This window comes from Streptomyces sp. CCM_MD2014 (assembly GCF_000772045.1).
Lineage (GTDB): Bacteria > Actinomycetota > Actinomycetes > Streptomycetales > Streptomycetaceae > Streptomyces > Streptomyces salinarius.
Genome location: NZ_CP009754.1, coordinates 6310723 through 6336586, shown reverse-complemented (window position 1 = coordinate 6336586; position 25864 = coordinate 6310723). Strand labels below are relative to the sequence as shown.

The 25864-nt window shown below is 70.9% G+C and carries 23 protein-coding genes; 9 read left to right on the top strand and 14 right to left on the bottom strand.

What is annotated here, in order from left to right; all coding sequences use genetic code 11:
• Positions 1 to 164: 164 nt before the first annotated feature.
• The 3 genes from NI25_RS28145 to NI25_RS28135 are packed head-to-tail and all read left to right on the top strand — an operon-like array spanning position 165 to position 3123.
• A complete protein-coding gene (locus NI25_RS28145) occupies positions 165 to 932 on the top strand; it encodes a (Fe-S)-binding protein (protein WP_061445127.1) in 768 nt (255 codons plus the stop codon).
• The gene (locus NI25_RS28140; RefSeq protein ID WP_061445126.1) at positions 929 to 2497 is read left to right on the top strand and encodes a lactate utilization protein B; all 1569 of its coding nucleotides are present in this window, start codon (positions 929 to 931) and stop codon (positions 2495 to 2497) included. Before NI25_RS28145 ends, NI25_RS28140 begins: the two co-directional genes overlap by 4 nt.
• The gene (locus NI25_RS28135; protein ID WP_061445125.1) at positions 2494 to 3123 is read left to right on the top strand and encodes a LutC/YkgG family protein; all 630 of its coding nucleotides are present in this window, start codon (positions 2494 to 2496) and stop codon (positions 3121 to 3123) included. The genes NI25_RS28140 and NI25_RS28135 overlap by 4 nt, the downstream gene beginning before the upstream one ends.
• A 65-nt stretch (positions 3124 to 3188) precedes the next feature.
• Here the strand turns inward: NI25_RS28135 and NI25_RS28130 are convergent, their stop codons facing one another.
• The 4 genes from NI25_RS28130 to NI25_RS28115 all read right to left on the bottom strand — a co-directional run bounded on the left by NI25_RS28130 (position 3189) and on the right by NI25_RS28115 (position 8314).
• Entirely contained in the window at positions 3189 to 4871 is a 1683-nt protein-coding gene (locus NI25_RS28130; RefSeq protein ID WP_061445124.1) for a glycoside hydrolase family 13 protein, read from the bottom strand.
• Positions 4872 to 4999: 128 nt separating this feature from the next.
• Entirely contained in the window at positions 5000 to 5911 is a 912-nt protein-coding gene (locus NI25_RS28125; protein ID WP_061445123.1) for a sugar ABC transporter permease, read from the bottom strand.
• 13 nt (positions 5912 to 5924) lie between these two features.
• Positions 5925 to 6929 (bottom strand): carbohydrate ABC transporter permease, encoded by a 1005-nt coding sequence (locus NI25_RS28120; protein WP_061445122.1) that lies wholly within the window; start codon positions 6927 to 6929, stop codon positions 5925 to 5927.
• A 113-nt stretch (positions 6930 to 7042) separates the two neighbouring features.
• Complete coding sequence (locus NI25_RS28115; protein WP_061445121.1) at positions 7043 to 8314, bottom strand: extracellular solute-binding protein; 1272 nt, start codon at positions 8312 to 8314, stop codon at positions 7043 to 7045.
• A 390-nt stretch (positions 8315 to 8704) separates the two neighbouring features.
• Between NI25_RS28115 and NI25_RS28110 the strand changes: the two genes are divergently transcribed.
• The gene (locus tag NI25_RS28110) at positions 8705 to 9739 is read left to right on the top strand and encodes a LacI family DNA-binding transcriptional regulator (RefSeq protein WP_061445120.1); all 1035 of its coding nucleotides are present in this window, start codon (positions 8705 to 8707) and stop codon (positions 9737 to 9739) included.
• 93 nt (positions 9740 to 9832) lie between these two features.
• Positions 9833 to 10771 carry a phosphatase PAP2 family protein gene (locus NI25_RS28105; protein WP_078884758.1) on the top strand — a complete coding sequence of 313 codons (939 nt, stop codon included), beginning with the start codon at positions 9833 to 9835 and terminating at the stop codon, positions 10769 to 10771.
• Between the two features lie 28 nt (positions 10772 to 10799).
• Here NI25_RS28105 and NI25_RS28100 read toward each other — a convergent pair whose 3' ends face one another.
• Positions 10800 to 13811, bottom strand: coding sequence for a bifunctional [glutamine synthetase] adenylyltransferase/[glutamine synthetase]-adenylyl-L-tyrosine phosphorylase (locus NI25_RS28100; RefSeq protein ID WP_061445119.1), 3012 nt, complete (start codon positions 13809 to 13811; stop codon positions 10800 to 10802).
• A 174-nt stretch (positions 13812 to 13985) separates the two neighbouring features.
• Between NI25_RS28100 and NI25_RS28095 the strand changes: the two genes are divergently transcribed.
• Genes NI25_RS28095 through NI25_RS28085 form a run of 3 tightly spaced genes read left to right on the top strand, consistent with a single transcriptional unit; the run spans position 13986 to position 14980 of the window.
• Positions 13986 to 14249: a type II toxin-antitoxin system Phd/YefM family antitoxin gene (locus NI25_RS28095; protein ID WP_061445118.1), complete on the top strand. Its 264-nt coding sequence runs from the start codon at positions 13986 to 13988 to the stop codon at positions 14247 to 14249.
• A complete protein-coding gene (locus NI25_RS28090) occupies positions 14246 to 14500 on the top strand; it encodes a Txe/YoeB family addiction module toxin (RefSeq protein WP_061445117.1) in 255 nt (84 codons plus the stop codon). Before NI25_RS28095 ends, NI25_RS28090 begins: the two co-directional genes overlap by 4 nt.
• A 33-nt stretch (positions 14501 to 14533) precedes the next feature.
• Positions 14534 to 14980: a VOC family protein gene (locus NI25_RS28085; RefSeq protein ID WP_061445116.1), complete on the top strand. Its 447-nt coding sequence runs from the start codon at positions 14534 to 14536 to the stop codon at positions 14978 to 14980.
• Positions 14981 to 15008: 28 nt separating this feature from the next.
• On the opposite strand, the gene NI25_RS28080 is transcribed toward NI25_RS28085, so the two are convergent.
• Both NI25_RS28080 and NI25_RS28075 read right to left on the bottom strand, forming a co-directional pair.
• Positions 15009 to 15635 carry a DUF305 domain-containing protein gene (locus NI25_RS28080; protein ID WP_061445115.1) on the bottom strand — a complete coding sequence of 209 codons (627 nt, stop codon included), beginning with the start codon at positions 15633 to 15635 and terminating at the stop codon, positions 15009 to 15011.
• Positions 15632 to 16306, bottom strand: a complete 675-nt coding sequence (locus NI25_RS28075; RefSeq protein WP_061445114.1) for a DUF3105 domain-containing protein — start codon at positions 16304 to 16306, stop codon at positions 15632 to 15634. The genes NI25_RS28080 and NI25_RS28075 overlap by 4 nt, the downstream gene beginning before the upstream one ends.
• A 290-nt stretch (positions 16307 to 16596) precedes the next feature.
• Here NI25_RS28075 and glnA point away from each other — a divergent pair, with 290 nt between their 5' ends.
• Positions 16597 to 17958: a type I glutamate--ammonia ligase gene (glnA, locus tag NI25_RS28070; RefSeq protein WP_061445113.1), complete on the top strand. Its 1362-nt coding sequence runs from the start codon at positions 16597 to 16599 to the stop codon at positions 17956 to 17958.
• A gap of 75 nt (positions 17959 to 18033) precedes the next feature.
• Here glnA and NI25_RS28065 read toward each other — a convergent pair whose 3' ends face one another.
• From NI25_RS28065 to NI25_RS28035, 7 genes are all read right to left on the bottom strand, one after another.
• Positions 18034 to 19302 carry a tyrosine-type recombinase/integrase gene (locus NI25_RS28065; protein WP_061445112.1) on the bottom strand — a complete coding sequence of 423 codons (1269 nt, stop codon included), beginning with the start codon at positions 19300 to 19302 and terminating at the stop codon, positions 18034 to 18036.
• A gap of 80 nt (positions 19303 to 19382) precedes the next feature.
• On the bottom strand, positions 19383 to 19622 hold the full coding sequence (locus NI25_RS28060) for a helix-turn-helix domain-containing protein (protein WP_061445111.1): 240 nt from the start codon (positions 19620 to 19622) through the stop codon (positions 19383 to 19385).
• Positions 19623 to 20060: 438 nt separating this feature from the next.
• Positions 20061 to 21539 (bottom strand): hypothetical protein, encoded by a 1479-nt coding sequence (locus tag NI25_RS28055; RefSeq protein WP_061445110.1) that lies wholly within the window; start codon positions 21537 to 21539, stop codon positions 20061 to 20063.
• A gap of 2 nt (positions 21540 to 21541) precedes the next feature.
• Positions 21542 to 22384: a bifunctional DNA primase/polymerase gene (locus NI25_RS28050; RefSeq protein ID WP_061445109.1), complete on the bottom strand. Its 843-nt coding sequence runs from the start codon at positions 22382 to 22384 to the stop codon at positions 21542 to 21544.
• Positions 22381 to 23109 (bottom strand): DNA cytosine methyltransferase, encoded by a 729-nt coding sequence (locus tag NI25_RS28045; protein WP_061445108.1) that lies wholly within the window; start codon positions 23107 to 23109, stop codon positions 22381 to 22383. The genes NI25_RS28050 and NI25_RS28045 overlap by 4 nt, the downstream gene beginning before the upstream one ends.
• A gap of 90 nt (positions 23110 to 23199) precedes the next feature.
• On the bottom strand, positions 23200 to 23511 hold the full coding sequence (locus tag NI25_RS28040; RefSeq protein ID WP_061445107.1) for a hypothetical protein: 312 nt from the start codon (positions 23509 to 23511) through the stop codon (positions 23200 to 23202).
• Between the two features lie 234 nt (positions 23512 to 23745).
• On the bottom strand, positions 23746 to 25863 hold the full coding sequence (locus NI25_RS28035; protein WP_061445106.1) for a hypothetical protein: 2118 nt from the start codon (positions 25861 to 25863) through the stop codon (positions 23746 to 23748).
• Position 25864: the final 1 nt, after the last annotated feature.

Here is a 25864-nt window from a genome sequence, read left to right as displayed (position 1 = left end):
GTGCCCCGAGCCCCGAGCGGCCTGGGCGCCCTGTCGCTGACGAACGGTCTCTCAGTAGGTCACTGAAGATGTCGCATGTCAATAAGGTCCGACCAAAGAAGTTCCCTTCCTTTTGCGGACCGAGGCTAGTATGGTCCGACCATAAGAACCACCGAGGAGGCCCCATGCGCATCGGACTCTTCGCCACCTGTCTGGGAGACACGCTCTTCCCCGAGGCGGTGAAATCCACCGCGGTACTGCTGGCCCGCCTGGGGCACGACGTGGTGTTCCCGCCGGAGCAGACCTGCTGCGGCCAGATGCACGTCAACACCGGCTACCAGCGTGAACCGGTCCCTCTGGTGCGGGGCTTCGCCGAGCAGTTCGGCGATCCGTCGATCGAGGCGGTGGTGATGCCGTCCGGCTCGTGCGCCGGCTCGGTCCGCCACCAGCACGAGATCGTCGCCGAGCGGTACGGCGACGCGGCGCTGCGGTCCGGGGTCGCCGCCGTGAAGGCCAAGACGTACGAGTTGTCGGAGTTCCTCGTCGACGTCCTGGACGTGACCCGGGTCGGCGCGTACTTCCCGCACCGGGTGACGTACCACCCCACCTGCCACTCGCTGCGGATGCTGCGGGTCGGCGACAAGCCGCTGCGGCTGCTGCGCGCGGTCGAGGGCATCGACCTGGTGGAGCTGCCCGAGGCCGACGCCTGCTGCGGCTTCGGCGGCACCTTCGCGGTCAAGAACGGCGAGACGTCCTCCGCCATGCTCCAGGACAAGATGCGCCACGTCACCGGCACCGGGGCCGACGTGTGCACGGCCGGTGACGCCTCCTGCCTGATGCACATCGGCGGCGGCCTGTCCCGCATCAAGGCCGGCACCCGCACCCTGCACCTGGCACAGATCCTCGCCTCGACCCGCACCGCGCCGTACGCCCTGACGGAGGCCGCCCGATGAGCAGCACCTTCCTCGGCATGCCGGCCGCCCCGCCCCGCTCCCCCTACGGGACCGGCAACCTGCGCGGCGACCGGAAGTTCCCCAAGGCCGCGAGCGGCGAACTGCGCAACGAGCAGCTGCGCCGCAACCTCGGCAAGGCCACCCGCTCCATCCGCGCCAAGCGGCTCGCGGTCACCGGTGAACTGCCGGACTGGGAGCGGCTGCGCGACGCCGGTTCGGCGATCAAGACGGAGACCATGAACCGGCTGCCCGAGCTGCTGGAGCAACTGGAGCGGAAGGTCACCGAGCACGGCGGCACCGTCCACTGGGCGCGCGACGGCGTCGAGGCCAACGAGATCGTCACCCGGCTGGTCAAGGAGACCGGCAGCGACGAGGTCATCAAGGTCAAGTCGATGGCGACCCAGGAGATCGGGCTCAACGAGCACCTCGATACGCAGGGCGTCACCGCGTACGAGACCGACCTGGCCGAGCTGATCGTGCAGCTCGCCCACGACAAGCCGTCGCACATCCTGGTCCCGGCGATCCACCGCAACCGCGACGAGGTCCGCGACATCTTCCGCCGGGAGATCCCGGGCGTCGATCCGGACCTCGACTCCGTCCCCGCCCACCTGGCGGCGGCGGCCCGCGCCTATCTGCGCGAGAAGTTCATGACGACCCCGGTCGCCGTCTCCGGCGCCAACTTCGGCATCGCCGAGACCGGCACCCTGTCGGTGGTCGAGTCCGAGGGCAACGGCCGCATGTGCCTGACGATGCCCCGGACGCTGATCACCGTCATGGGCATCGAGAAGGTGCTCCCCCGGTACCGGGACCTGGAGGTCTTCCTGCAGTTGCTGCCGCGCTCCTCGACCGGCGAGCGGATGAACCCGTACACCTCGATGTGGACCGGGGTGACGCCGGGCGACGGGCCGCAGGAGTTCCATCTCGTGCTGCTCGACAACGGGCGTACGGCGGCGCTCGCGGACCGGATCGGGCGCGAGGCCCTCAACTGCATCCGCTGCTCGGCCTGTCTCAACGTCTGCCCCGTCTACGAGCGGGCCGGCGGCCACGCCTACGGTTCGACCTACCCGGGGCCGATCGGCGCGGTACTGACCCCGCAGCTGGCCGGGATGCACGAGGCCAAGGGCGACCCCAACAGTTCGCTGCCGTACGCCTCCAGCCTCTGCGGGGCCTGCTTCGACGCCTGCCCGGTGAAGATCGACATCCCGTCGCTGCTCGTCGAGCTGCGCCACCAGCACACGGAGCGGTCCGGGGTGACGGCGGAGAAGCTGGCGATGCGGACGGCGGCCGCGGTGATGAAGCGGCCGAAGCTGTTCACCGCCGCGCAGAAGGCGGCCGGGGCGGGCCGCGTCCTGGCCGGACGGGACGGGACGTTCTCGCACCTGCCGCCGCCGTTCGACAGCTGGAGCGACAGCCGGGACACGCCGGCGCCGCCCAAGCAGACCTTCCGCTCCTGGCTGGCCTCCGCCGAGGGCGCGGCCACCCTGCGGGCGGCGGCCGAGGAGGGCGTGCCCGCCCCCGGTCCCACCGGCGCCGCCGGTCCCCACGACCCCGAGGAGCAGCGGTGAACGCACGAGAGACGGTGCTCGGCCGGGTCAGGGACGCCCTCGCCCTCTCCGGCACCCCCGAGGTGAGCGTGCCCCGCGCCTACCGCACCGGCCGCACCCTGCCCGACGAGGAGCGGCTCGCCCTGTTCGTGGACCGGCTGGTCGACTACAGGGCGCGGGTGCACCCGTGCACGGCCGACCGTACCGCGGCGGTCGTCGCCGGGGTGCTGCGCGAGCGCGGGGCCCGGAGGGTCGGGGTGCCGGCCGGACTCGACCCCGCCTGGCTGGGCGCCTACGACGGCGAGGTCCGGGAGGACTCCGCGGACGTCCCGGCGCCCGCGCTCGACGCGCTGGACGCGGTGGTGACCGCCTCCGCCGTCAGCTGCGCGGAGACCGGCACGATCTTCCTGGACGGCTCGCCGGGCCAGGGCCGCCGGGCGCTGTCCCTCGTCCCCGACCTGCACGTGTGCGTCGTCGACCTGTCCTCGGTGACGGTCGGCGTGCCGGAGGCGGTGGCCCGGCTGGTGCCGGAGCGGCCGACGACGCTGATCAGCGGTCCGTCGGCCACCTCCGACATCGAACTGGAACGGGTCGAGGGCGTGCACGGCCCGCGGACCCTGGACGTGGTGATCCGCACCGACGTGTGACGGCGGTACGGCGAGGCCCGCCGCTTCCCTGGGAGGGGAGGCGGCGGGCCTCGTGGCACCGGGGGTCAGGCCCGGGTCCACCACACGGTCGTGTCCGCGGGCACCTTGGCCTCGCCGGCCGCCTCGGTGATCTCGCCGCTGGCCAGCAGGACGCGGCCGTACGCGGGCATCGCCACCGACTCGCCGGTGGTGTTGGCGACGCACACGAAGTCCCCGCGCCGGAAGGCGACGACGCCCTCGGGGGCGCGCAGCCACTCCACCGCGTCGCCCGCGCCGAGGTCGGCGGTGGAGCGGCGGACGGCCAGGGCCGCGCGGTACAGCTCCAGGGTCGAGCCGGGCTCGCCGGTCTGCGCCTCGACGCTCAGCTCGCCCCAGCCGGCCGGCTGCGGCAGCCAGCTGCCGCCGTCGCCGAAGCCGTACGACGACCCCTCACGGGTCCAGGGGATCGGCACCCGGCAGCCGTCGCGGAAGCCGTCCTGGCCGGCACCGCGGAAGTACGCCGGGTCCTGGCGCACCTCGTCCGGCAGGTCGACGACGTCCGGGAGGCCCAGCTCCTCACCCTGGTAGACGTAGGCCGAGCCCGGCAGGGCCAGCATGAGGAGGGTCGCGGCGCGGGCCCGGCGCAGGCCCAGGGCGCGGTCGCCGGCCAGGCGGATCTGGGTGCCGAGGCCCGCCGGGTTGGCGAAGCGGGTGGCGTGCCGGGTGACGTCGTGGTTGGACAGCACCCAGGTGGCGGGGGCGCCGACCGGGCGCATGGCGTCCAGGGTGCGGTCGATGACCGCGCGCAGTTCCTCGGCGTCCCAGTGGGTGCCCAGGTACTGGAAGTTGAACGCCTGGTGCAGCTCGTCGGGGCGGACGTAGTTGGCGGTGCGCTCGACGGTCGGGGTCCACGCCTCCGCGACGAAGATGCGCTCGCCGGAGTACTCGTCGAGGATGCGGCGCCACTGCCGGTAGATGGCGTGCACGCCGTCCTGGTCGAAGAACGGCATGACATCGTTGCCCAGCAGCTTCAACTGCTCGTGGGATCCCAGGTCGGGCAGCCCTTCGGCCTTCACCATGCCGTGGGCGACGTCGATGCGGAAGCCGTCCACGCCCATGTCCAGCCAGAACCGCAGGATGGAGCGGAACTCGTCGCCGACGGCCGGGTGCTCCCAGTTGAAGTCGGGCTGCTCGGGGGCGAACAGGTGCAGGTACCACTCCCCCGGCGTGCCGTCGGGCTCGGTGACCCGGGTCCAGGCGGGGCCGCCGAAGATGGACTCCCAGTCGTTGGGCGGCAGTTCGCCGTTCTTCCCCTTGCCGGGGCGGAAGTGGTAGCGGTCGCGCAGCGGGGAGCCGGGCCCCTCCGCCAGGGCGCGCTTGAACCAGTCGTACTGGTCGGAGGAGTGGTTGGGCACCAGGTCGACGATGATGCGCAGGCCCAGCGCGTGGGCGTCGCGGATCAGTGCGTCGGCGTCCAGGAGGGTGCCGAACATGGGGTCGACGGCCCGGTAGTCGGCGACGTCGTAGCCGGCGTCGGCCTGCGGGGAGGCGTAGAAGGGGCTGAGCCACACGGCGTCCACGCCCAGGTCGCGCAGGTACGGCAGGCGGGTGCGGACACCCTCCAGGTCGCCCATGCCGTCGCCGTTGCTGTCGGCGAAGCTGCGCGGGTACACCTGGTAGATGACCGCGTCCCGCCACCAGTCGTGGCGCTCGGAGACGGTGGCGACGGCGGAGGTGGGGGCCGGTGCGGCGGAGTGCTGCTGGCTCATGTCGTCCTTGGTACGTAGCGGAACGGAGCGGAACGGAGTGGAGGCGTCGGTGGCGGAAGAGGCGGCCGGCCGCGGTGCAGCGGGGTCGGATGGGCACCGCGGCCGGACGTTTCCGGGCCGGGCGGCGATCAGCCCTTCGTGCCGCCCGCGGTGAGGCCGGTCACCAGGTTCTTCTGCACGAGGTAGAAGAACGCGGAGACGGGTATCGCGACGAGCACGGCGGTGGCCGCCATCAGGTTGCGCTGCGCGTCGTGCTCACTGATGAAGCTCTGCAGGCCGACGGCGAAGGTGTACTTCGTGTCGCTGAGCATGAACGTCGAGGCGAAGGCGACCTCGCCGAAGGCCGTGATGAAGCTGTAGAAGCCGGCGACCGCGAGGCCCGGCCGGGCCAGCGGCAGGATCAGCCGGAAGAAGGTGCCGAACGGGGTCAGCCCGTCCACGCGTCCGGCCTCGTCGATCTCGAACGGGATGGTGTCGAAGTAGCCCTTGAGCAGCCAGGCGCAGTACGGCACCGCCGTGGAGCAGTAGACGAGGATCAGGCCGAGGTAACTGTCGATGAGCTGGAGCTCGGACAGGAGCTGGTACATCGGCACGATCAGGACCGCGATGGGGAACATCTGGGTGACCAGCAGGACCCACATCAGCTTCTTGTAGCCGGGGAAGCGCATGCGCGAGACCGCGTAGCCGGTCGTCGCGGCGACCAGCACACCGATGACGGTGGTGCCCAGCGAGACGAGCAGCGAGCTCTTCAGCCAGTGGAAGAAGTTGGTGTCCTGGAGGACGAACGCGTAGTTGTCGAAGGTCATCTTCGACCAGATGCGCCCGGGGTGCAGGTAGTCGTTCTTGTCCGGGCCGAGGGAGAGGTAGACCAGCCAGGCGACCGGGAAGAGCGCGATGAGGCTCGCGAGGGTCAGCACGCCGTGGGAGGCGAGGGACGCGGCGCGGCTGCGTTCGCCGCGGCGGCGCACCTTGCGCGGCGGCACGGTGGACGCGGTGACCTGCTCGGCGGGCGCCTTGGCGGGTGCGGTGCTTGTACTCATGGCGGCTCCTGCCTCAGTTCGCGAGCTGCTGCTCATTGCGGTTCAGCCAGCGGCGGTAGAAGGAGGTGAAGACGATCAGGATGGCCAGCAGCAGGATGCCGTAGGCCGCGGACTGCGCGAAGTCGCGCGGCTGCTGGCCGAAGCCGAGCTGGTACGCCCAGGTGACGAGGATCTGCGCGTCGGGGGCGGTGTTGCCGAACAGCAGGAAGATCACGGCGAACTGGTTGAAGGTCCAGATGATGCCGAGCAGCACGACGGTGGAGCTGACGGACCTGAGGCCGGGCAGGGTGACGTAGCGGAAGCGCTGCCAGGCGTTGGCGCCGTCCATCTCCGAGGCCTCGTAGAGGCTGCTGTCGATGGACTGCAGGCCGCCGAGGAGCGAGACCATCATGAACGGCACACCGCACCAGGTGTTGACCATGATCGCGGAGAACCGCTGCCAGAAGGTGTCCTCCAGCCACGCGGGGGTCGGCAGGTGCAGCCAGTCCAGGGCGGAGTTGACGATGCCGGCGTCGGCGAGCATGAAGCGCCAGCCGAAGACGGTGACGAAGGTGGGCACGGCCCAGGGCAGGACCAGGATCAGCCGGTAGAGGGTGCGGCCGCGCAGCTTCTGGTTGAGCAGCAGGGCGAGCCCGAGGCCGATGAAGAAGTGCAGGCCGACGCAGACGGCCGTCCACACGATGGTCCAGATGAAGTGGGACCAGAAGCGGTCGTAGGCCGTCGGGCCCCACAGGATGTCGGCGTAGTTGTCCAGGCCGACGAACTTGTAGGTGGCCTCGATCTCGTTGACGCCGATGGTGCGCGCGCTGTTGAGGCTGTTCGCGTCGGTGAGGGTGAGGTAGAGGCCGTACCCCAGCGGATACAGCACGAGGACGCCGATCACGACGGCCACCGGCGCGATCATGGCGTAGGCGTACCAGTGCTTCTGGTAGCCGTCTTTCAGACGCCGGCCGAGGCCGGGCCGCGGGGCGCGGTCACCGCGGCGCTTGCCGGTCGCGCGGTCGATGGTGACTGTCATGGTTCGACACCTTCGGGAGCGATCATCGGGAGGATCGGAGGATCAGGGGTGCGGCGCAGGCCGGTGGCCGCCGGGCCCCTCCGTGACGGTGGGGGCCCGGCGGCCACGCGGACTCACTTGCTGAAGTCCGGCACCAGCTTGGCGATCGCGGTCTCGGCGTCGCCCAGACCCTCGTCCAGGGACTTCTTGCCACCCGCGATCTGGGGCAGCTCGTCGTCGAGCGGCGTCCACAGGGAGCTGTACTCGGGCAGCGCCGGGCGCGGCTGGGCGGCGGGCAGGACCGTCTGGAAGCCGGCGATGCCCGGGTCGGCCTTGACCTTGGCGGTGTAGGCGTCGTCGCGGGTCGGCAGCGTGGAGTTCTTCAGGGCGACGGTCTCCTGGGACTTCGCCGAGGTCATGAACTTCACGAGCTTCAGCGCCGCCTCCTGGTGGGCCTTGTCCGAGCCCGCGTAGACCGAGAGGTTGTGGCCGCCGGTCGGGGCGCCCGCCTTGCCGGTGGAGCCGGCCGGGACGGTGGCGATGCCGAGGTTGTTCTTGTCCTTGAAGGCGGAGCCCTTGTAGAAGTTGGTGATCTCCCACGGGCCCTGGATGATCGAGGCGACCTTGCCGCTGACGAACGCCTCCTGGATGTGGGCGTAGGCGTCCGCGGTGGTGTCGGCCTTGTGCAGGCCCTTGCCGTCGAAGAGGCTCAGCCAGGTGCCGTAGGCCTTCTTGGCCTCGGGCGAGTTGACCGTGACCTTCTTGGCGTCGGCGTCGACCGTGTCGGTGCCCTCGCCGTAGAGGAACGGCTGCGCGTAGTAACCGGCCGTGGAGGCCCAGTAGCCGTCGACGCCGGTCTTGTCCTTGATGGTGGCGGCGGCCTTCTTCAGGTCGTCCCAGGTCTTGGGGACCTCGACGCCGGCCTTCTGGAACAGTTCCTTGTTGTAGACGAAGGCGAGGGTGTCGGTGACGAGCGGGACGCCGTAGGTCTTGCCCTCGTACTTGGCCTGCTCGATCAGGTTGGGCTGGAACTTGTCCTGCTCGGCGAGGGCCTCGGTGCCGTCCAGCGGCAGGAAGAAGCCCTTCTTGGCGAAGGCGGGCGTCCAGCCGACCTCGGAGCGCAGCACGTCGGGGGCACCCTTGGAGCCGGCGGCGGTGTCGAACTTGTTCTGCGCCTGGTCGAAGGGGACGTTGACGAAGTTGACCTTGATGCCCTTGTTGGCGGCCTCGAACTCCTTGACCAGGGCCTTGTAGGTCGGCGCCTCGTTGGTCGCGTTGGACGTGTCCCAGTAAGTGATGGTGACCGGTCCGCCGGACTCGCTGTCGCTGTCGCCGTCCCCGCCGCACGCCGTCGCCGCGAGGGCGAGGGACGCCACCAGAGCGGTGGCCGCTATGCCACGCCGCATGAGTTCTCCTTGAGGGTGAAAGCCCGTGTGGTGCAGGGTGCGGGCCCGTCCGCCGCTCCTGCCGACACCGACCGCGTCCTTGCCGCCGTCGGGCGACGTGAACGTAACAGCGTTGAAAGCCCGGCGAAAGGTCTTGCAGCAAAAATGTGCAAGAGATCTCCGAAGTTATCCGGGCGTGACCTCTCGGCGACCGTCATGAGACGCTTGTTTACGGGGCCCGAGCGGTATCGGGCCGGTTGTGCAAGACTCTGCAAGCTCTTGCCACCACTTTCACGAGGGAGCGCGATGACGCAGCAGCCCGCGCCGGGCCGTCCGACGGGCCGCCCAACAGGCCGTCCACGGCGCCCGATCGGTGTGCAAGGAGGCGGCCGACAGGTACAGTCCACCCCTGTGACCACACGGCTTGCCGACATCGCCGCCCAGGCGGGAGTGAGCGAAGCGACCGTCAGCCGCGTCCTCAACGGGAAGCCCGGCGTCGCCGCCACCACCCGCCAGTCCGTGCTCGCCGCCCTCGACGTGCTGGGGTACGAGCGGCCCGTGCGGCTGCGGCAGCGCAGCGAGGGCCTGGTCGGCCTGATCACCCCGGAGTTGGAGAACCCGATATTCCCGGCGCTGGCCCAGGTCATCGGCCAGGCGCTGACCCGCCAGGGCTACACCCCGGTCCTCGCCACCCAGACGCCGGGCGGTTCCACGGAGGACGAGCTGACCGAGATGCTGGTCGACCGCGGGGTCGCCGGCATCATCTACGTCTCCGGACTCCACGCCGACACCACGGCCGACATGCAGCGCTACGAGCGGCTGCGCGCCCAGGGCGTGCCGTTCGTCCTCGTCGACGGCTTCTCGTCGCAGGTGCAGGCGCCGTTCATCTCCCCCGACGACCGGGCCGCGATGAGCCTCGCGGTCACGCATCTCGTCTCGCTCGGCCACACCCGGATCGGACTGGCCCTCGGGCCGAAGCGGTTCGTGCCGGTGCAGCGCAAGATCGAGGGGTTCGTGCGCACCGTCCAGGAGCAGTTGGGCCTGGACGCGGAGACGGTGGAGAAGGAGCTGGTCCAGCACTCGCTGTACACCCTGGAGGGCGGCCAGGCGGCGGCCTCCGCGCTCATCGGGCGGGAGTGCACGGCGGTGGTGTGCGCCAGCGACATGATGGCGCTGGGTGCGATACGGGCGGCCCGCCAGCTGGGCCTGGACGTGCCCAAGGACGTCTCGGTCGTCGGCTTCGACGACTCGCCGCTGATCGCCTTCACCGACCCGCCGCTGACGACGGTCCGCAAACCGGTCCCCGCGATGGGGCAGGCGGCGGTGCGCACCCTGCTGGAGGAGATCGGCGGGACGCCCGCGCCGCACAGCGAGTTCGTGTTCATGCCGGAGCTGGTGGTACGCGGCTCGACGGCGTCGGCGCCGGGCGAGCGCGGCCGGCCCTGATCCCCGGCCACCGGCCCGGGGGTGCCGGATGCGGGCCGGACCGGCCTGGGGGATGATCGGTGGGGGAAGGCTTTTCTGGCAGACTTCATGCCTATGGGTGACGTGATCGTGAGGACTGGGGAACGCCTTGAGGACGGCGTTCCGCACCCCGTCACCGAGACGACGGGGAGGGGCCTCCTGCGCCGGCTCCGCGCCCCGCGCCGGCCCCGCCTCTGGTTCGAGATCCTGCTGATCGCGCTCAGTTACTGGACGTACTCCCTGGTCCGCAACGCGGTGCCGGAACAGCGGACGGCGGCGCTGCGCAACGCCGACTGGATCTGGCGCGTCGAGCAACAGCTCGGCATCGCCGTCGAGGAGACCGTCAACCACGCCGTGAACTCGGTGACTTGGCTCGTCGTCGGCATGAACTACTACTACGCCACGCTGCACTTCGTGGTGACCCTGGGTGTCCTGGTGTGGCTCTACCGCAGTCACCCGGGCCGCTACGCGGCGACCCGTCTGGTGCTCTTCGCGACGACGGGCGTCGCCCTGGTCGGCTACTACCTGTATCCGCTCGCCCCGCCCCGGCTGATGAACGGCGGGCAGTTCATCGACACGGTGATGGTGCACGAGACGTGGGGGTCGATGGCGTCCGGGGACCTGAAGAACATGTCCAACCAGTACGCCGCGATGCCGTCGATGCACATCGGGTGGTCGGTGTGGTGCGGCCTGACGATCTTCGCGCTGGCGTCGGTGCCGTGGGTGCGGGTGCTGGGGCTGGTGTACCCGGCGCTGACGCTGGTGGTGATCGTGGCGACGGCGAACCATTTCTGGCTGGACGCGGTGGGGGGCGTGGCATGCCTGGCGTTCGGATACGGGGTGGCCTGCGTCTGGTACGGGAAGTCGCCGTACGCACTGCCCTCCCAGCTGCGGGCAGTCGTGCCGCCGGGGCGACGCGGGTGGGCGCCGGGGCCGTTCAGGCACTGGAGGAGGCACCCGGCCAGCGCCGGACCGCGCGACCCGAAGCCCCAGCCTCAGCCCCAGCAGCGGTGACGCGGGCGCGCGGGCGAAGCGGCAGCCGTCACGCGTAGAACAGCTCCTCCACCACCGTCCGTGCCCGGCGGGCCGTGCGGCGGTACTCGTCGAGCATGTCCCCCGCGTGGCCCGGTCCGTGGCCCAGATAGCGGCCCACGGCCGCCAGCTCGCGCGGGTCGGTCGGGAAGGTGTCGCCGGCCCGCCCCCGGACCAGCATCACCGCGTTGCGCACCCGCGTGGCCAGCACCCACGCCTCGTCGAGGGTCTCGGCGTGCTCCGCCGACACGAACCCCGCGTCGCGCGCGGCGGCCAGCGCCGTGCGGGTCCTGGTGGTCCGCAGCCCGGCGACCTCGTGCCCGTGCCGCAGCTGGAGCAGCTGCACGGTCCACTCCACGTCGGAGAGACCGCCGGGGCCGAGTTTGGCGTGCAGCTTGGGGTCGGCCCCGCGCGGCAGCCGCTCGGACTCCATACGGGCCTTGAGCCGCCGGATCTCCCGTACGGCGTCCTCGGTGAGCCCGCCCGCCGGATAGCGCAGGGGGTCGATCAGCTCGACGAAGCGCCGCCCCAGCTCCTCGTCGCCGGCGACGAACTCGGCCCGCAGCAGCGCGTGCGACTCCCACCCGAGGGACCAGCGCCGGTAGTAGGCCTCGTACGACTTGAGGGTCCGCACCAGCGGCCCCGACCTGCCCTCGGGCCGCAGGTCGGCGTCGATCAGCAGGGGCGGGTCGGCGCTCGGCACCTGGAGCAGGCGGCGCATCTCGGCGACGACCTTGTTGGCGGCGTCCCCGGCCTCCCGCTCGTCCACCCCGTCCCGGGGCTCGTGCACGAAGAGCACGTCCGCGTCCGAGCCGTAGCCCAGCTCGTGTCCGCCGAAGCGGCCCATGCCGATGATCGCGAACCGGGTCGGCAGGACGTCGCCCCACTTCTCCCGCACGACCGCCCGCAGCGTCCCCGCCAACGTCGCCGCCGTCAGGTCGGACACCGCGCCGCCGACCAGGTCCACCAGGGCGCCCTGGTCGGCCTCGACCGGCTGGGCCTCGGTGCCGTAGGAGCCGACGATGTCGGCGGCGGCGGTGCGGAACAGCTCCCGGCGCCGTACGCCGCGCACCGCGGTGACGGCCTGTACGGCGTCGTCGGCGCGGCGGACCGCGGCCAGGGTCTCCTGCTCCAGCTGGGCCCGGCCGCGCGGCCGCAGTCCCCCGGCGACGCCGTCGCCGAGCAGCGCGACGGCCTCCGGGGCCCGCATCAGCAGGTCGGGGGCGAGCCGCCCGGCGGAGAGCACCCGGGCGAGGTTCTCGGCGGCGGCGCCCTCGTCCCGCAGCAGCCTGAGGTACCAGGGGGTGGTGCCGAGCGCGTCGGAGACCTTGCGGAAGTTGAGCAGTCCGGTGTCCGGGTCGGCGGAGTCGGCGAACCAGCCGAGCAGCACGGGCAGCAGGGTGCGCTGGATGGCGGCCTTGCGGGTGACGCCGGACGCCAGCGCCTCCAGGTGCCTGAGCGCGGCGGCCGGGTCGGCGTACCCGAGCGCGACCAGGCGCTCCCGGGCGGCCTCGGGGCTGAGCCGGGCCTCGCCGGGCGCGAGCTGGGCGACGGCGTCGAGCAACGGACGGTAGAAGAGCTTCTCGTGCAGCCGGCGTACGACGGAGGCGTGTCGCTTCCACGCGCGCAGCAGCCCGGCGACGGGGTCGGTGCGCAGGCCGAGCGAGCGGCCGAGGCGGCGCAGGTCGGCCTCGTCCTCGGGCACCAGGTGGGTGCGGCGCAGCCGGTGCAGCTGGATGCGGTGCTCCATGGAGCGCAGGAAGCGGTACGCCTCCTCGAGCTGTGCGGCGTCGGTGCGGCCGACGTAGCCGCCCGCGGCCAGGGCCTCCAGCGCGTCCAGCGTCGTGCCGCTGTGCAGGGAGGTGTCCGCCCGCCCGTGCACGAGCTGGAGGAGCTGCACGGCGAACTCGACGTCCCTGAGGCCGCCGGGGCCCAGCTTCAACTGCCGGTCGACCTCGGCGACGGGGATGGTCTCCACCACCCGGCGGCGCATCTTCTGCACGTCGGGGACGAAGTTCTCGCGGTCGGCGGCCTGCCACACCAGGGGCTGGAGGGCGGCGACGTACTCGGCGCCGAGGCCGGGGTCGCCGGCCACCGGGCGGGCCTTGAGCAGCGCCTGGAACTCCCAGGTCTTGGCCCAGCGCTGGTAGTAGGCGACGTGGCTGCTGAGGGTGCGCACCAGCGGGCCGTTGCGGCCCTCGGGGCGGAGGTTGGCGTCGACGGGCCAGATGGAACCCTCGACGGTGGTCTCGGAGCAGATCCGCATCATGTGCGAGGCGAGCGAGGTGGCGGCCCGCAGCGCCTTGGTCTCGTCGACGTCCGCGCCACCGGCCGGGGTCTCCGCCGCCTCGCCCACGAAGATCACGTCGACGTCGGAGACGTAGTTCAGCTCGTGTCCGCCGCACTTGCCCATCGCGATCACCGCGAGCCGGCAGCGCGCCGCGTCCTCGGGCGCGGCGGCCTCGGCGAGGGCCAGGGCGGCGCGCAGGGTGGCGGTGGCGAGGTCGGCCAGCTCGGCGGCGGTCTCGGCGACGTCGATGGTGCCGCACACGTCGCGGGCGGCGATGGACAGCAGGCAGCGCCGGTAGGCGACGCGCAGGGAGACCGGGTCGGTGGCCTCGGCGAGCCCCCGCTCGAACTCCTCGACCCCGCGGTGCAGGTCCCGCGGCTCGTACGTCACCAGGGCCTGCCAGTCCCCGGCATGCCGGGCGAGGTGGTCGCCGAGCGCCTCGCTGGCGCCGAGCACACCGAGGAGCCGGTCGCGCAGCGGCTTGGCGGCTATCAGGGTGTCCAGCAGCTCCCGGCGGGCGGTGGGGCCGGGCTGCGCCTCCAGGAGCCGTACCAGCCCGTGCAGGGCGAGGTCCGGGTCGGCGGTGGCGCCCAGCGCCTCGAGGAGGACCGGGTCGGCGCGCAGTTCGGCCAGCTCGGCGCCCTCGAGGAGCCGTTCGGCGGCGGAGGGGTCGGTGAAGCCGTGCCGCAGCAGCCGCGTGAAGGTACTGCTCCTGCGCCCCGGCGCCGTCATCTCGGCCTCCTGTCGCACCGTGCGGGCCAAGGGCTCCGCGGGATCAAGGTCGTACGGGCTGAGCGTAACCGGGGAACGCCGCGCGGGCGCCGGGGCGTACGCTTTCGCCCCTTCCAGTGGCCCGCTCCGCACTCGTACGATATCTTGTACAAGTCGAGGAAGGGAGACACTGGTATGTCCATCACCGCCAGCGAAGCCCGTCAGAACCTGTTCCCGCTGATAGAGCAGGTCAACGAGGACCATGCGCCGGTGCACATCACCTCCCGCAAGGGGAACGCCGTGCTCATGTCCGAGGAGGACTTCACGGCGTGGACGGAAACGGTGCATCTCCTGCGCTCGCCGCGGAACGCCCGGCGCCTGCTCGACTCCATCGCGGAGGCCGAGGCGGGCGAGGCCCGGGAGCGCGAGTTGATCGACCCGGACGCGGAGCGGGCGTGAGGATCACTTTCACGTCCCACGGCTGGGAGGACTACGTCCACTGGGCCGAGAGCGACCGGAAGGTGACCAAGCGGATCAACAGACTGATCAGCGACATCACCCGTGACCCGTTCAAGGGCATCGGCAAGCCGGAGCCGCTCAAGGGCGACCTGTCGGGCTACTGGTCACGGCGCATCGACGACACGCACCGTCTTGTGTACAAACCCGCCGACGACGTCCTGATCATCGTCCAGGCGCGCTACCACTACTGACACCGCGACCGACGAAACCCGAGGAGTCATGCCATGGACTTCACGCTCGAAGTCATCCCGCTGCCCGTGAGCGACATCGACCGCGCCCGGGACTTCTACCGGGACAAGGTCGGCTTCCACGTCGACATCGACCAGGAGGTCATGCCCGGCATGCGCATCGTCCAGCTGACGCCCCCGGGCTCCGGCTGCTCGGTCGCCCTCGGCGACGCCATCTGGGACATGGCGCAGGGGCAGACCCGGCCGGAACCGGGCTCGTACCAGGGCCTCCAGCTCTGCGTCGCCGACATCAAGGCGGCCCACGCGGAGCTGACCGCGCGGGGCCTGGACGTGTCGGAGCCGGTGCAGTACGCCCCGGACGACGGTGCGACCTTCATGTACTTCAAGGACCCGGACGGCAACGGCTGGGCGATCCAGGAGTACCGGCGCCGCGTGGCGGAACCGCTGCACAAGGTGCTGGCCGACCTCAAGCGCGAGGGCTGACCCGGGGGGCGCGCGGCTCTCCGCGGCCTCACCTCCGCGGCTTCGCGCCCCGCTCGGCCAGCAGGTCGGCCATCAGCCGGATCTCCGACTCCTGGGACTCCACCATGCCCCGGGCCAGCCGCTTCTCCACGCCGACCGTGCACCGCTCGACGCACCCCTTCGCCATGTGGACGCCGCCCTTGTGGTGCTCGGTCATCAGCTGGAGGTAGAAGATCTCGGCCTGCTCGCCGTTCAGCGTGCCGAGCTTCTTCATCTCGGCGTCGGTGGCCATCCCCGGCATCAGCGAGCCCTCGCCGGCGGAGGGCGCGTCGCCCATCCCCATCCAGGTCATCGGCGGGTCGGACGACACCTTGGGCAGCGCCCACAGGTCGAGCCAGCCGATCATCATGCCGCGCTGGTTGGCCTGGGTCTGCGCGATGTCGTACGCGAGCCGCCGCACCTCCTCGTCGTCGGTGCGGTCGCGCACGATGTACGACATCTCCACGGCCTGCTGGTGGTGGACCGACATGTCCCGCGCGAACCCGGCGTCCGCGGAGTCGGCGGACGGGACCCGGGTACCGCCGTCGTCCCCGGCGACCGCGTAGGTGATGCCGCCGGCCGCGACGAGCACCGCCGCCGCGGCCCCGGCGATCCAGCCGGTCCGTTTCGGGGTCACTGGGACAGCCCGTTGGTGCACGCGGCCCCCGGCTCGGGGGTCTGCTCGCCCTGGACGAACTTCTCGAAGAACTTGTCCACGTTCGGGTCGTCGGCACCGGTCACCGTGCGCTGGTGGCCCCAGGCGGACAGCACGATCGGGTCCTTCTGCTTGTCGTCCGGGCTCATCAGCGAGTACGGCGTCTTCTTGACCTTGTCGGCCAGCTTCTCCACGTCGGCCTTGGGAGCCTCGTCGGTGTACGTGACCCAGACGGCGCCGTGCTCCAGCGAGTGCACGGCGTTCTCGTTGTTCAGCGGCTTGGTGTAGACGTCGCCGTTGCAGTTCATCCAGACCTGGTTGTGGTCACCGCCGACGGGGGGTTCCACGGGGTAGGTCACCTTCTCGGTGACGTGGTTGCGGCCGAGGTCGCCCTCCCAGGTGCGCAGCCCGTCGGCGCCGGTGACGAACTTGCCGGAGGTCTTCGTCCCGTCGCCCTTCGACTCCATGCCGTCCGAGTCGCCGGTCTGCGACCGGACCACGAAGACGCCGCCGACGACCAGACCGGCGACGACCACGGTGCTCAGCGTGATCGTGAGGATCCGGTTGCGGCGGTTGCGGGCCTCCTCGGCACGCCGCATCTCGGCTATGCGGGCCTGTCGCGCCGTGTTGCTGCTCTTCTTGGCGGAACCCATGGGGTGTTGCCCTTCTGGGAAGAAAACTCTGGACGGAGGAGCGTGAGGTCCGCTGATCGTAATGGCGCGAGGCCGGTCCTTCGTAGGGCGGGCACAGGATCTGTCCCGGCCGGATCGCAGGAATGGCCCGATCGAACAGGTGGCCTCTACGCTGCGGTCACGGGGTGGGCCGGCCCAGCGAGGTCGGCAACGCGTACGTAACGGCGCTGTGGTGTGATGCTCAGGTGCAGGGCCACCTCCCGCCGCACCGGAGACAGGCGGCCTGACCAGCAAGGATGGGGAAGCGGAAGATGGACAAGCAGCAGGAGTTCGTGATCCGGACGCTGGAGGAGCGCGACATCCGGTTCGTACGCCTGTGGTTCACGGACGTGCTGGGCTTCCTCAAGTCCGTCGCCGTGGCCCCGGCCGAGCTGGAGCAGGCCTTCGACGAGGGCATCGGCTTCGACGGCTCCGCGATCGAGGGTTTCGCCCGGGTCTACGAGTCCGACATGATCGCCAAGCCGGACCCTTCCACCTTCCAGGTCCTGCCCTGGCGCGCGGAGGCCCCCGGCACGGCGCGTATGTTCTGCGACATCCTCATGCCGGACGGCTCGCCGTCCTTCGCGGACCCGCGCTACGTCCTCAAGCGCGCCCTGGCCCGCACCTCCGACCTGGGCTTCACCTTCTACACCCACCCGGAGATCGAGTTCTTCCTGCTGAAGGACAAGCCGGTCGACGGCTCGGTGCCGACCCCCGCCGACAACTCCGGCTACTTCGACCACACCCCGCAGAACATCGGCATGGACTTCCGCCGCCAGGCCATCACGATGCTGGAGTCGATGGGCATCTCGGTGGAGTTCTCCCACCACGAGGGCGCCCCCGGCCAGCAGGAGATCGACCTGCGCTACGCCGACGCGCTCTCCACGGCCGACAACATCATGACGTTCCGCCTGGTCATGAAGCAGGTGGCCCTCGAACAGGGCCTCCAGGCCACCTTCATGCCGAAGCCGTTCTCGGAGTACCCCGGCTCGGGCATGCACTCGCACCTCTCCCTCTTCGAGGGCGACCGCAACGCGTTCTACGAGTCCGGCGCCGAGTACCAGCTCTCCAAGGTGGGCCGCTCCTTCATCGCGGGCCTGCTGCGGCACGCGGCGGAGACGTCGGCGGTCACCAACCAGTGGGTGAACTCCTACAAGCGCATCTGGGGCGGCACCGAGCGCACGGCGGGCGCGGGCGGCGAGGCCCCGTCGTACATCTGCTGGGGCCACAACAACCGCTCGGCCCTGGTCCGCGTCCCGATGTACAAGCCCGGCAAGACCGGCTCGGCCCGCGTCGAGGTCCGCTCCATCGACTCCGGCGCCAACCCGTATCTCACCTACGCCGTCCTGCTCGCCGCCGGCCTCAAGGGCATCGAGGAGGGCTACGAACTCCCGCCGGGCGCCGAGGACGACGTCTGGGCCCTCTCGGACGCGGAGCGCCGCGCCCTGGGCATCGAACCCCTCCCCCAGAACCTGGGCGAGGCCCTCGCCCTGATGGAACGCAGCGACCTGGTCGCCGAGACCCTGGGCGAGCACGTCTTCGACTTCTTCCTCCGCAACAAGAAGCAGGAGTGGGAGGAGTACCGCTCGGAGGTCACCGCGTTCGAGCTGCGGAAGAACCTGCCGGTGCTCTAAGCGCAGGTCAGGGTAGGTTTCCCACCGATTCGACGGATGGGGCCGACGGTCGCGGATCGTCGGCCCCATCGCGTCTCACCGGCCCTGGGCCGTCTCTGGGCCGTCCGGCGCCGGATCGGCGCCCTCGTACAGGCCGTCCACCGCCTTCCGGGCCCGTGCGTCGCTGCTCGGCATGAGGTGCGTATAGACCCGGAGCGTGAACCCCGGATCGTTGTGTCCGAGGTAGTGACTCAGTGCCTTGATGTTCTCGCCGGCGTCCAGCAGGACCGAGGCGTAGAAGTGCCTGAGCGCGTGCATGCCGTGTTCGCGGGCGGCCTGGTGGCGCTCGCCGGGCCTTGGCTGCGGGATCACCCCAGCGGCGACGAGAGCAGGCTTCCATACCCGGTCGTTGAAGTCGGTACGCCGAACCGCACCCGCGCCGTCGAGACGGGTGAACAGCAGCCGCTTCGTGACTGACGGACCATCCACCCGAAGCCAGGGTAGGGTGATCTCTACCGGGGGAAACGCCTCCATATGCTGTTTGAGGATGTGGGCCACGCGATCCGGCAAGGGAACATCGCGGATCTTGTTCCGCTTCGGCGGGGCGAACACAAGACCCTCTTTCGTCACCTTCACCTGATTCACGATGTGCAGCCATCCGGAGTCGAAGCCGACCTCATCGACTGGTAACCCGAAGATCTCCCCTTGTCGGAGCCCGCATCCGCCTCCGAGGTCGACTGTCGCGCGGTAGCGTTCCGGCAGTGCCGCCCGCACGGCGAAGACGCGCTCTGCGCTCCACGGCACAACGCGACCGCTTGCCGCAGCAGGCGGGCGCACCGATTGCGCGTGGCAGGGGTTCTTCGACAGGTGGCCATCGTCGACGGCCGCGTTGAGGACCGTCGATACGTTGTTGTAGATCACTCGCCGATACGACGACGCCGGGACGGCCCGTTCCAATTCGCTGAGCCAATCCCGGATGTGTTCCGGCTTGAACGAGCCGAGCGGTCGCGGCCCCAGGTAGGGAATCGCGTGGCCGCGGATCGCGGACTCCACCGACTCCCGGGTGGTCATGTCGGTGGTCTGCGTGCTCAGCCACTTCTCGGCGTACTGCCGGAACGTCACTCGGCTGGCAGCAGGGTCCACGTACTGCCCCCGGGACATGTCTGCCTCGATGTGGGCAAGCCACTGGTCTGCCAGTCGCTTCTGTCCGTCGGGGAACGACTTGCTCTTCTCGGTGCCGTCCGGGCCGATGTAGCGAGCTCGGTAGCGCAGGCCGGCGCCGTAGCGCTCAGTCCGTACGCGGCGGGGCTTTCCGGTGGAGTCGGTTTCCGTCTTGTACCAGCGGTCTTGGATGTGGCCTGCCATGCGGCGGCGATCCTCTCTCGACATATAGCAGGGAGAGCCGCTGGGCAGCGGCTCTCCCTGCTGGTTCTCGTGGTGTTCGGCTAGGCGGCGTTCTGGTCGGCGCTCTTGCGCTGGGTGACGTACGCGTGGACGTCGGCGGGGTCATAGCGCAGGTGCTTGCCGATGCGGAAGCCGGGCGGGCCGGTCCGCTTCTTGCGCCACTGGTAGACGGTTTCGACGGGGACGCCGAAGATCTCGGCGATGTCGTCGGGGGTGAGGTACCGGTCGGGCAGTCCGCCTCGGAGAGTGGCGCGGGGGTCGGGGTCTGTCGGTTTTGCCATAGGGACTCCAAGCGGAGAGGGCCTGTCCGAGTCTGTCCGAGGTGCGGATTTCTGCGTCACCTGCGTCATCTGCGTCATTCACCGCTCTGACCTGCGGTTTCGGGGTGACGCAGAACGGTGGGGGTGTGTCACCGGTGACGTAGGTGTCCGTCATCGGGTGACGCAGGTGACGCAGGATGACGCAGCGTCGGCCGTCTGCGTCACCCGTCTTTCGGCAGGTCACCGGCCGTTTTCGGGGTGCGGGTGACGCAGGTGACGCAGCGTCTCTCTACTTCGGACAAAGAGGGGGTGGTGTCTGTTGTGGTGCGGCTCAGAGAGTGAAGAAGGAGCCGCTTCGCGGCGCGACCCTCGCAGGGCGGCGCCGCCGCCGAACAACAAGAGGAGCACGCGTCGCCGGGTGCTCCTCTTGCTTGTGCGAGCGGTCGTGGTGCCGCGCGGTCAGAAGGCCGCTTCCTGCTCGGACGGAGGCGCTGCGGCGTCCGGCCGTGCGATCTCGATGTAGCGGGATGTCTTGGTGCGCCCCCAGTCGATGAGGACGCCCCGGGCCGCGAGGGTGGGCTGAAGGCGTTTGAGGCGGTCTGAGAGCACCTTGCCGGTGGTCGGCCACCCTTTGGGCAGGGGACGGAAGTCCTCGCCCGTGTAGAGACCGGTGAGGCAGTGCAGCCATTCGGCGGACGTCATCCGCTGCTCGGTGCCCGGGTCGATGCCGGCGGCGTGCTTGAGCACCGTCTGCGCCAACAGGTCGCCCTCGATGACGTCGTCGTTGAGGTCGTCCAGGCTGGCCCGGTAGGCGGCGAGCGCTCCCAGGCCGGTGGCCGCGTCGAGCTGCGCGCACAGGTGCGCGAAGTCGGCCATGCGCAGGTCAGTCGGGATGTCCGCCTCAGCCGCACGCACCTGCACGGTGAGGTCCAGGAGCGAGCCGAGGATGACGGGCAGCACTTCCGCGAAGTCGGACCACAGTTCCGCCTCGGTGCGCCGGACCCGGGGACGTTCCAGGCGGAGCGGCAGGAGCCGCTCGGCGAGGTCGGGGCGGATGACGCCGACGTCGATGCCGGTCAGGAGCAGGGGGCGGCGGTAGCCGATGCGGACGACGTCCCCGTCGGTGAACAGGGCGCGCTTGACGTCCTCGGCGCCGGTGACGATGCGGCACATGGCGTCGGAGAGGTCCGGGGTCATGTGGGAGAGGTTGTCCAGGGCGGTGACCCAACCGGCCGCCACGGCCGTGGTCAGGTTTTCCTCGTCCTTCGGGGCGCGGCGCAGGTCGCCGCTCATGCCTTCGATGATCCGCACGAGCATGCGCCCGCCGGTGGACTTGCCGGCGCCCTGCGGGCCGGTGAGGAACGGTGCCGGGACGGGCACGTTCGGGCCCAGGCAGCCGATGAGCCACGCGATGGCCAGGCACTCGGTCTCCGCGGTGGCGAAGTTGCACAGCCGCATCAGCAGGTCGATGCCCTTGCCGTCGGTGTCCTTGACCGGCAGGGGCAGCTCCCCCGTGAGCTGGGTGCGCCGCCAGCAGACTTCCTGCGGGTCAGGGGTGCGGATGTCCCATCCGGTGGGGTGTATGCGCACGGACTGCCCGTCGCTGCGTCCCAAGTCCAGCCATGTGGCCCCATCGAATCCGGGGGCGACGCGGATGTGGACGGGTTGGACGTCTTCGGTCAGTGCCAACGCTTCGATCAGGTCGAGTGCCTCTTTCATTGCGGTGCCGTTGAACACGCCGATGCCGTCCTTGAACAGTCCGACCATGAGTTCCTGCCGGTGGCTTCCCGTGGTGCCCTGGGAGCGGATCGGGCGGGCCACGGGGTGGCCGTTGCGCTGCGCGTACACGGTGCCGTCGGCGGTGCGGAAGTACCGGAAGTGCGCTTGCGCGTAGTCGGTGATGATCTCGCGGGCGGGGGTCTTCTCGTCGTCGGACATGGTCACAGTCCCAACGTGGTGCGGGCGTTGGTCCACGCGTCCACGCAGTGCCGAGCGGTTTCGCCCTTGGCCTGCGCGGCGGTGAACAGGCGGGCGACGTGGGTGTCGGTGAGGCAGCCGCACCGGCCGTGCGTGGACAGCACGGCGAGGAACGTGCGGTACACGGTCGCGTGGACCGCGCTGGACGCTTCGGTGATGCGCTGCTCTGCCATGGCGATGCCGCGTTCCAGGTAGGCGGGCGTGCGGTGCGGGCACTCTCCACCCCTGGCGCCGGTGGGCACGGCGACGGTCGCCGGCCGGACCGGGGAGGGCTCCTTGACGGCCAGCGCTTGCACGGTTTCCGGCAGGTCGGCCATGGTGCCGGTGCCGGGGCCGAGGTAGCGGGCGTAGGCCATGGTCGACTTGATGTCCACGCCAGGGCGCACGGCGTTCACGGACCGCATGGCGCCCCGGTAGATCCAGTGCTCCCCGCGTGTCGTCGGCACGGTCCGCGTGCGGGGCAGGGCGGTGCGGGCCCAGGCGATGGCGTTCGCGTCGTCCAGGTCGACGACGGTCAGGCCGGCGCCGCCGGGGTGGTAGCCGACGCACACCGCCTGTCGCCACGCCCCGGCCCACGGGGGCGAGGCGATGACGGCCGGGTCGGTGGTGGCGGCGGCCCAGGCGTGGCAGACGCCGGGGCAGCGGCACGGGCCCGGGGTCTTCATGTTCGGCCGGCCACCGCACGCGTTGTCCGCGCAGGTACGGCAGTTGCCGAAGGGGACCTTGCCTCGGCGCAGGGGCAGCACGGGCACGCCGGACGCGGCGAGGCTCAGCGCGGTGTGCTGGGGGTAGGGCGCCTTGCTCATGTCGCCACCTCCAGCGTGGCCGTGGCGAGGAACGCGGCGCCGATCCACTCGGTGTAAGCCGGGGGGATGGCTTCGGTCAGTTCCTCGCGGACGTCGGTCCAGTCGATGCCCATCGCGGCTTGCAGCTCGGGGATGCTGGGCTTGCCGCCGCCGTTGCCGTAGGCGGCCACGTACGGGCCGTCGTAGAAGCGGCCGTGCCGGTACCCGCGTACGCGGCCCCGGTGCGGGCGGTGCGCGGGCTGCTCGATGGTCCAGCCGCCGGCCTCGAAGTTGCGGTGTCGGATGACTCCGAGACCGAACATCTCGCCGCACAGGGTGAGGTCTTTGCGGATTTTCGCGCGGCCGTTGGGCTGCTCGATCACGTAGGGCAGGCCGGTGGCGTCCAGCAGCTCACGCGTGGGGGCCACGAGGTCGACGTGCGCGCGTCCCCAGCCCTGCGAGGCGTTCGTGCCGACCGTGAGCGCGCACCCGTGCTGGCAGGGCGGGGAGGCGTGGACGAACGCGTACCGGCGGATCTCACCGGTGGTGATCAGGTGGGTGAGGTAGGCGAGGGCGTCGCCCTGGTGGTGGGGGAAGGGGTAGCTGGGTCGGTAGGCGATGTCGCAGCCGTCCACGGCGAAACCGGCTCGGGCGTAGCCCACGGCGGCGCCGCCGGCGCAGCAGAAGAGATCCAGCAGGCGCGGCCGGGGGTCGCGCACTCGCCGGATGGTGGCGGGTTGCGTCATGCTGGGAGACCTCCACAGGTCAGTTGGTTGGCAGGTGGACAAGGGCGGCCCCGGTGTTCTTGGCGGAATCGGGGGCCGCCCTTGGCGTAGCTAGGCGTGCTTGGTGCGGGCGAGCTTGAGGGTGATGCCGCCGATGCCGATGGGTCCGGCTGCTCCGGCGATGACGGTGGCGGTGTGGGCCGCGGCGTCGAGCAGGAGGCACAGGCAGGCGACCAGTCCCCAGCCGCCAGCGACAGCGGCACCGGCGATCGCGAACGGGACCAGGGCCCGGCGCCAGGGGATGCCGGTCGGGTGGGTGTCGTGGACGACGATGACGACGGGCTGGCCGGTGGCCTGCGCGCGGCGGTAGGCGTCGGCGGGTATGTGCGGGGCGATGTTCCCCGGCGGGGTGCGGTGGTCCATGACGGGGCTCCTCGGGTGAGCCGCGGGCCCGCACCAGTCACTGATGCGGGCCCGCTCGGATGGGTGGCTGTGCTTGTCGCCTGGCTTGTCGTCTTCCTTGTCGCGTGCTTGTCGTGTCGCTTGTCGCTTGTCTTGTCTTGTCGCTTGTCGCCTTGCAGGTCACAAGCCGTTTCCGGCCCTCAGACGCAACCGGACGGCGTGTGTCTTCGGACGGAGGCGACAAGCGACAAGCGATCAGCTCTCGGGTGGCTGTTCGGGGGCGTGCTGGCGGTGGACGTAGCGGGCTTTGGTGCCCTCTCCGACGCGGACGGCGGTGCCGTCCTTGACCCAGTCCCGCAGCCAGCCCACGACCGTCTGACGGGACGTGCCGTGCTCGGCGGAGAGCGCGCGGGCGATTGCGGACGCTCCGGTGCCGTCCCCGCCGGCGGCGAGCAGCAGCGCCAGCGCGGCCTGCTGTGCGGGGCTGTCCTGCTCGCCCCGCAGAGCGGACAGGTTCAACCCGCCCGTGGCCGGCGGCCCGTCACTTCCCGCGGGGGCTTGCGGCTCGGGTGCGGTGCCGAACTGGGCGTCGATCTGCGCTCGGAACTTGCGCAGCATCTCGTCTTCCGGCGAGACCTGAGCCTGCTCCTGACTGCTGAGGGCGGACAGCTTCAGCCCCTCCCCCGTCGTGCCGGTGGTGCCAGCGCCGTCGCTGGACGCTTGGTCGCGCATCCAAGCGGTGCGGTCCGCATCCCAGCGGCGGGCGTAGGCGGGCCCGGCCGCCCGGGCGGACACGGCGTCCAGGGTGGGGTGTCGCTCGGAGGTGGCGGCGATGATCTCCCGGATCTGGTTCGGGAGGATCCGCCATGCCTTGAACAGGGCGGCCGGGGACTCGGGGGTGCCCATGAACCCGGCGCCCTTGTGCGGGGCCTGATCGACGCGCAGTCCGCGGGAGCCGGGGAACATCTTGGAGAGGTCCATGCCCTCCTTTTCGCCGCCGGTGAGGGCGACGCGGACCTTGGCTTCCCGGCGGATCATGAGGTTGCTGAGCACACTGCCGGTCGCTCCGAGGGCGGTGAGCACGGTGCGGATGCCCATGGCTCGGGCGATCCGGATCACTTCCAGGATCTTCTCCCCGAGCTTGCGCACGTGCCGGTCCGGGCTGGCCAGGATCTCCGCGCCCTCATCGATGACCAGCATGATCTGCGGAATCCGCGGGCTGATCGGCAGCAGATCGGTGTTCGCGCGGGCGAGAACGTCCTGATAGCCCATCTTGCGCTGCTTGGCCACGCGCACGGCCACGTCCAGCATGGTCATGGCTTCGTCATAGGTGCCGGCGAGCCAGTCGATGCCGGGCCGGACCGGCTTGCCGTCCGGGCTGCTGATCTCGCCGTTGAGGGCGGGCAGCACCCAGGGCAGCCCTGCGCTGCCGGCGTTGAGGTCGATGACCCAGGTCAGCATGTCGTCGGCGCGGGCGAACCCGGCGAGGATCGAGTGGACCATGTTGGTCTTGCCCGAACCGGTGGGGCCGACGATCAGGGCGCACTGCTCGCGCAGGTAGGCGAGGATCTGTTCGGCGTTGGTCCGATACCCCCACGGGATGCCGGTGTGGACCGACAGGGGCCCGTAGTCGGCGGGGTAGGTGCGCTCCTGCTCCAGCACGTTGACCGTGGTGACGTCGATGATGACGCGGCCCTGGTGGATGCCGGGGGAGGCGGTGGCGGTGCAGCCGTGCGGCAGCCGGGCGTCCGCGGACAGTCGCGGCGACTCGGCGGCGATCTTGTTCCAGGTGGCGCCGCCGGGCGGGAGTTCGGCGTCGATGGAGTATCCGGCGCCGGTGGCCCACTGCTCGACACCGACCACGCGCACGGTAATCGAGCAGACCCGCTGAATGCGGTCGACCCACTCCGCGGCGATCGCGCGCCGGTCGGCGGACAGCTCGGCGGCGATCTGCCGCTGCTCCGCGGCGATGGCCTCCTCCTCGCGGGCCTCCTCGAACAATGCAGCCGAGCGGGCGGCGGCGCCGATTCCGACCCCCATCGTGGCGAGCGAGCCGAGGGCGGCCCAGGTCAGGGGGCCGTGGGTCATGGCCCAGGTGGTCCATCCGGCGCCGACGAGCCAGGAGGCGGCGCGGGTGGCCAGGGTGCGGCCGGCGTTGCGGACGCGCAGGCCGACGATGGTGTGGCCAAGGGCGCCGGCTGCGCCGACGGCGAGGGCCCAGCCGGGCGGCATGTGGGTGGCGGCGCCGGTGGTGGCGACGGCGAAGGCTCCGGTGGTGGCGGACAGGGCGCCGGTCACGGGTCCGTGACCGGCCGCCCAGTCCAGCACCGGGCCACTGCTCGCGTTCTGCTTGGCGGTGGCGGTGCTGCTCATG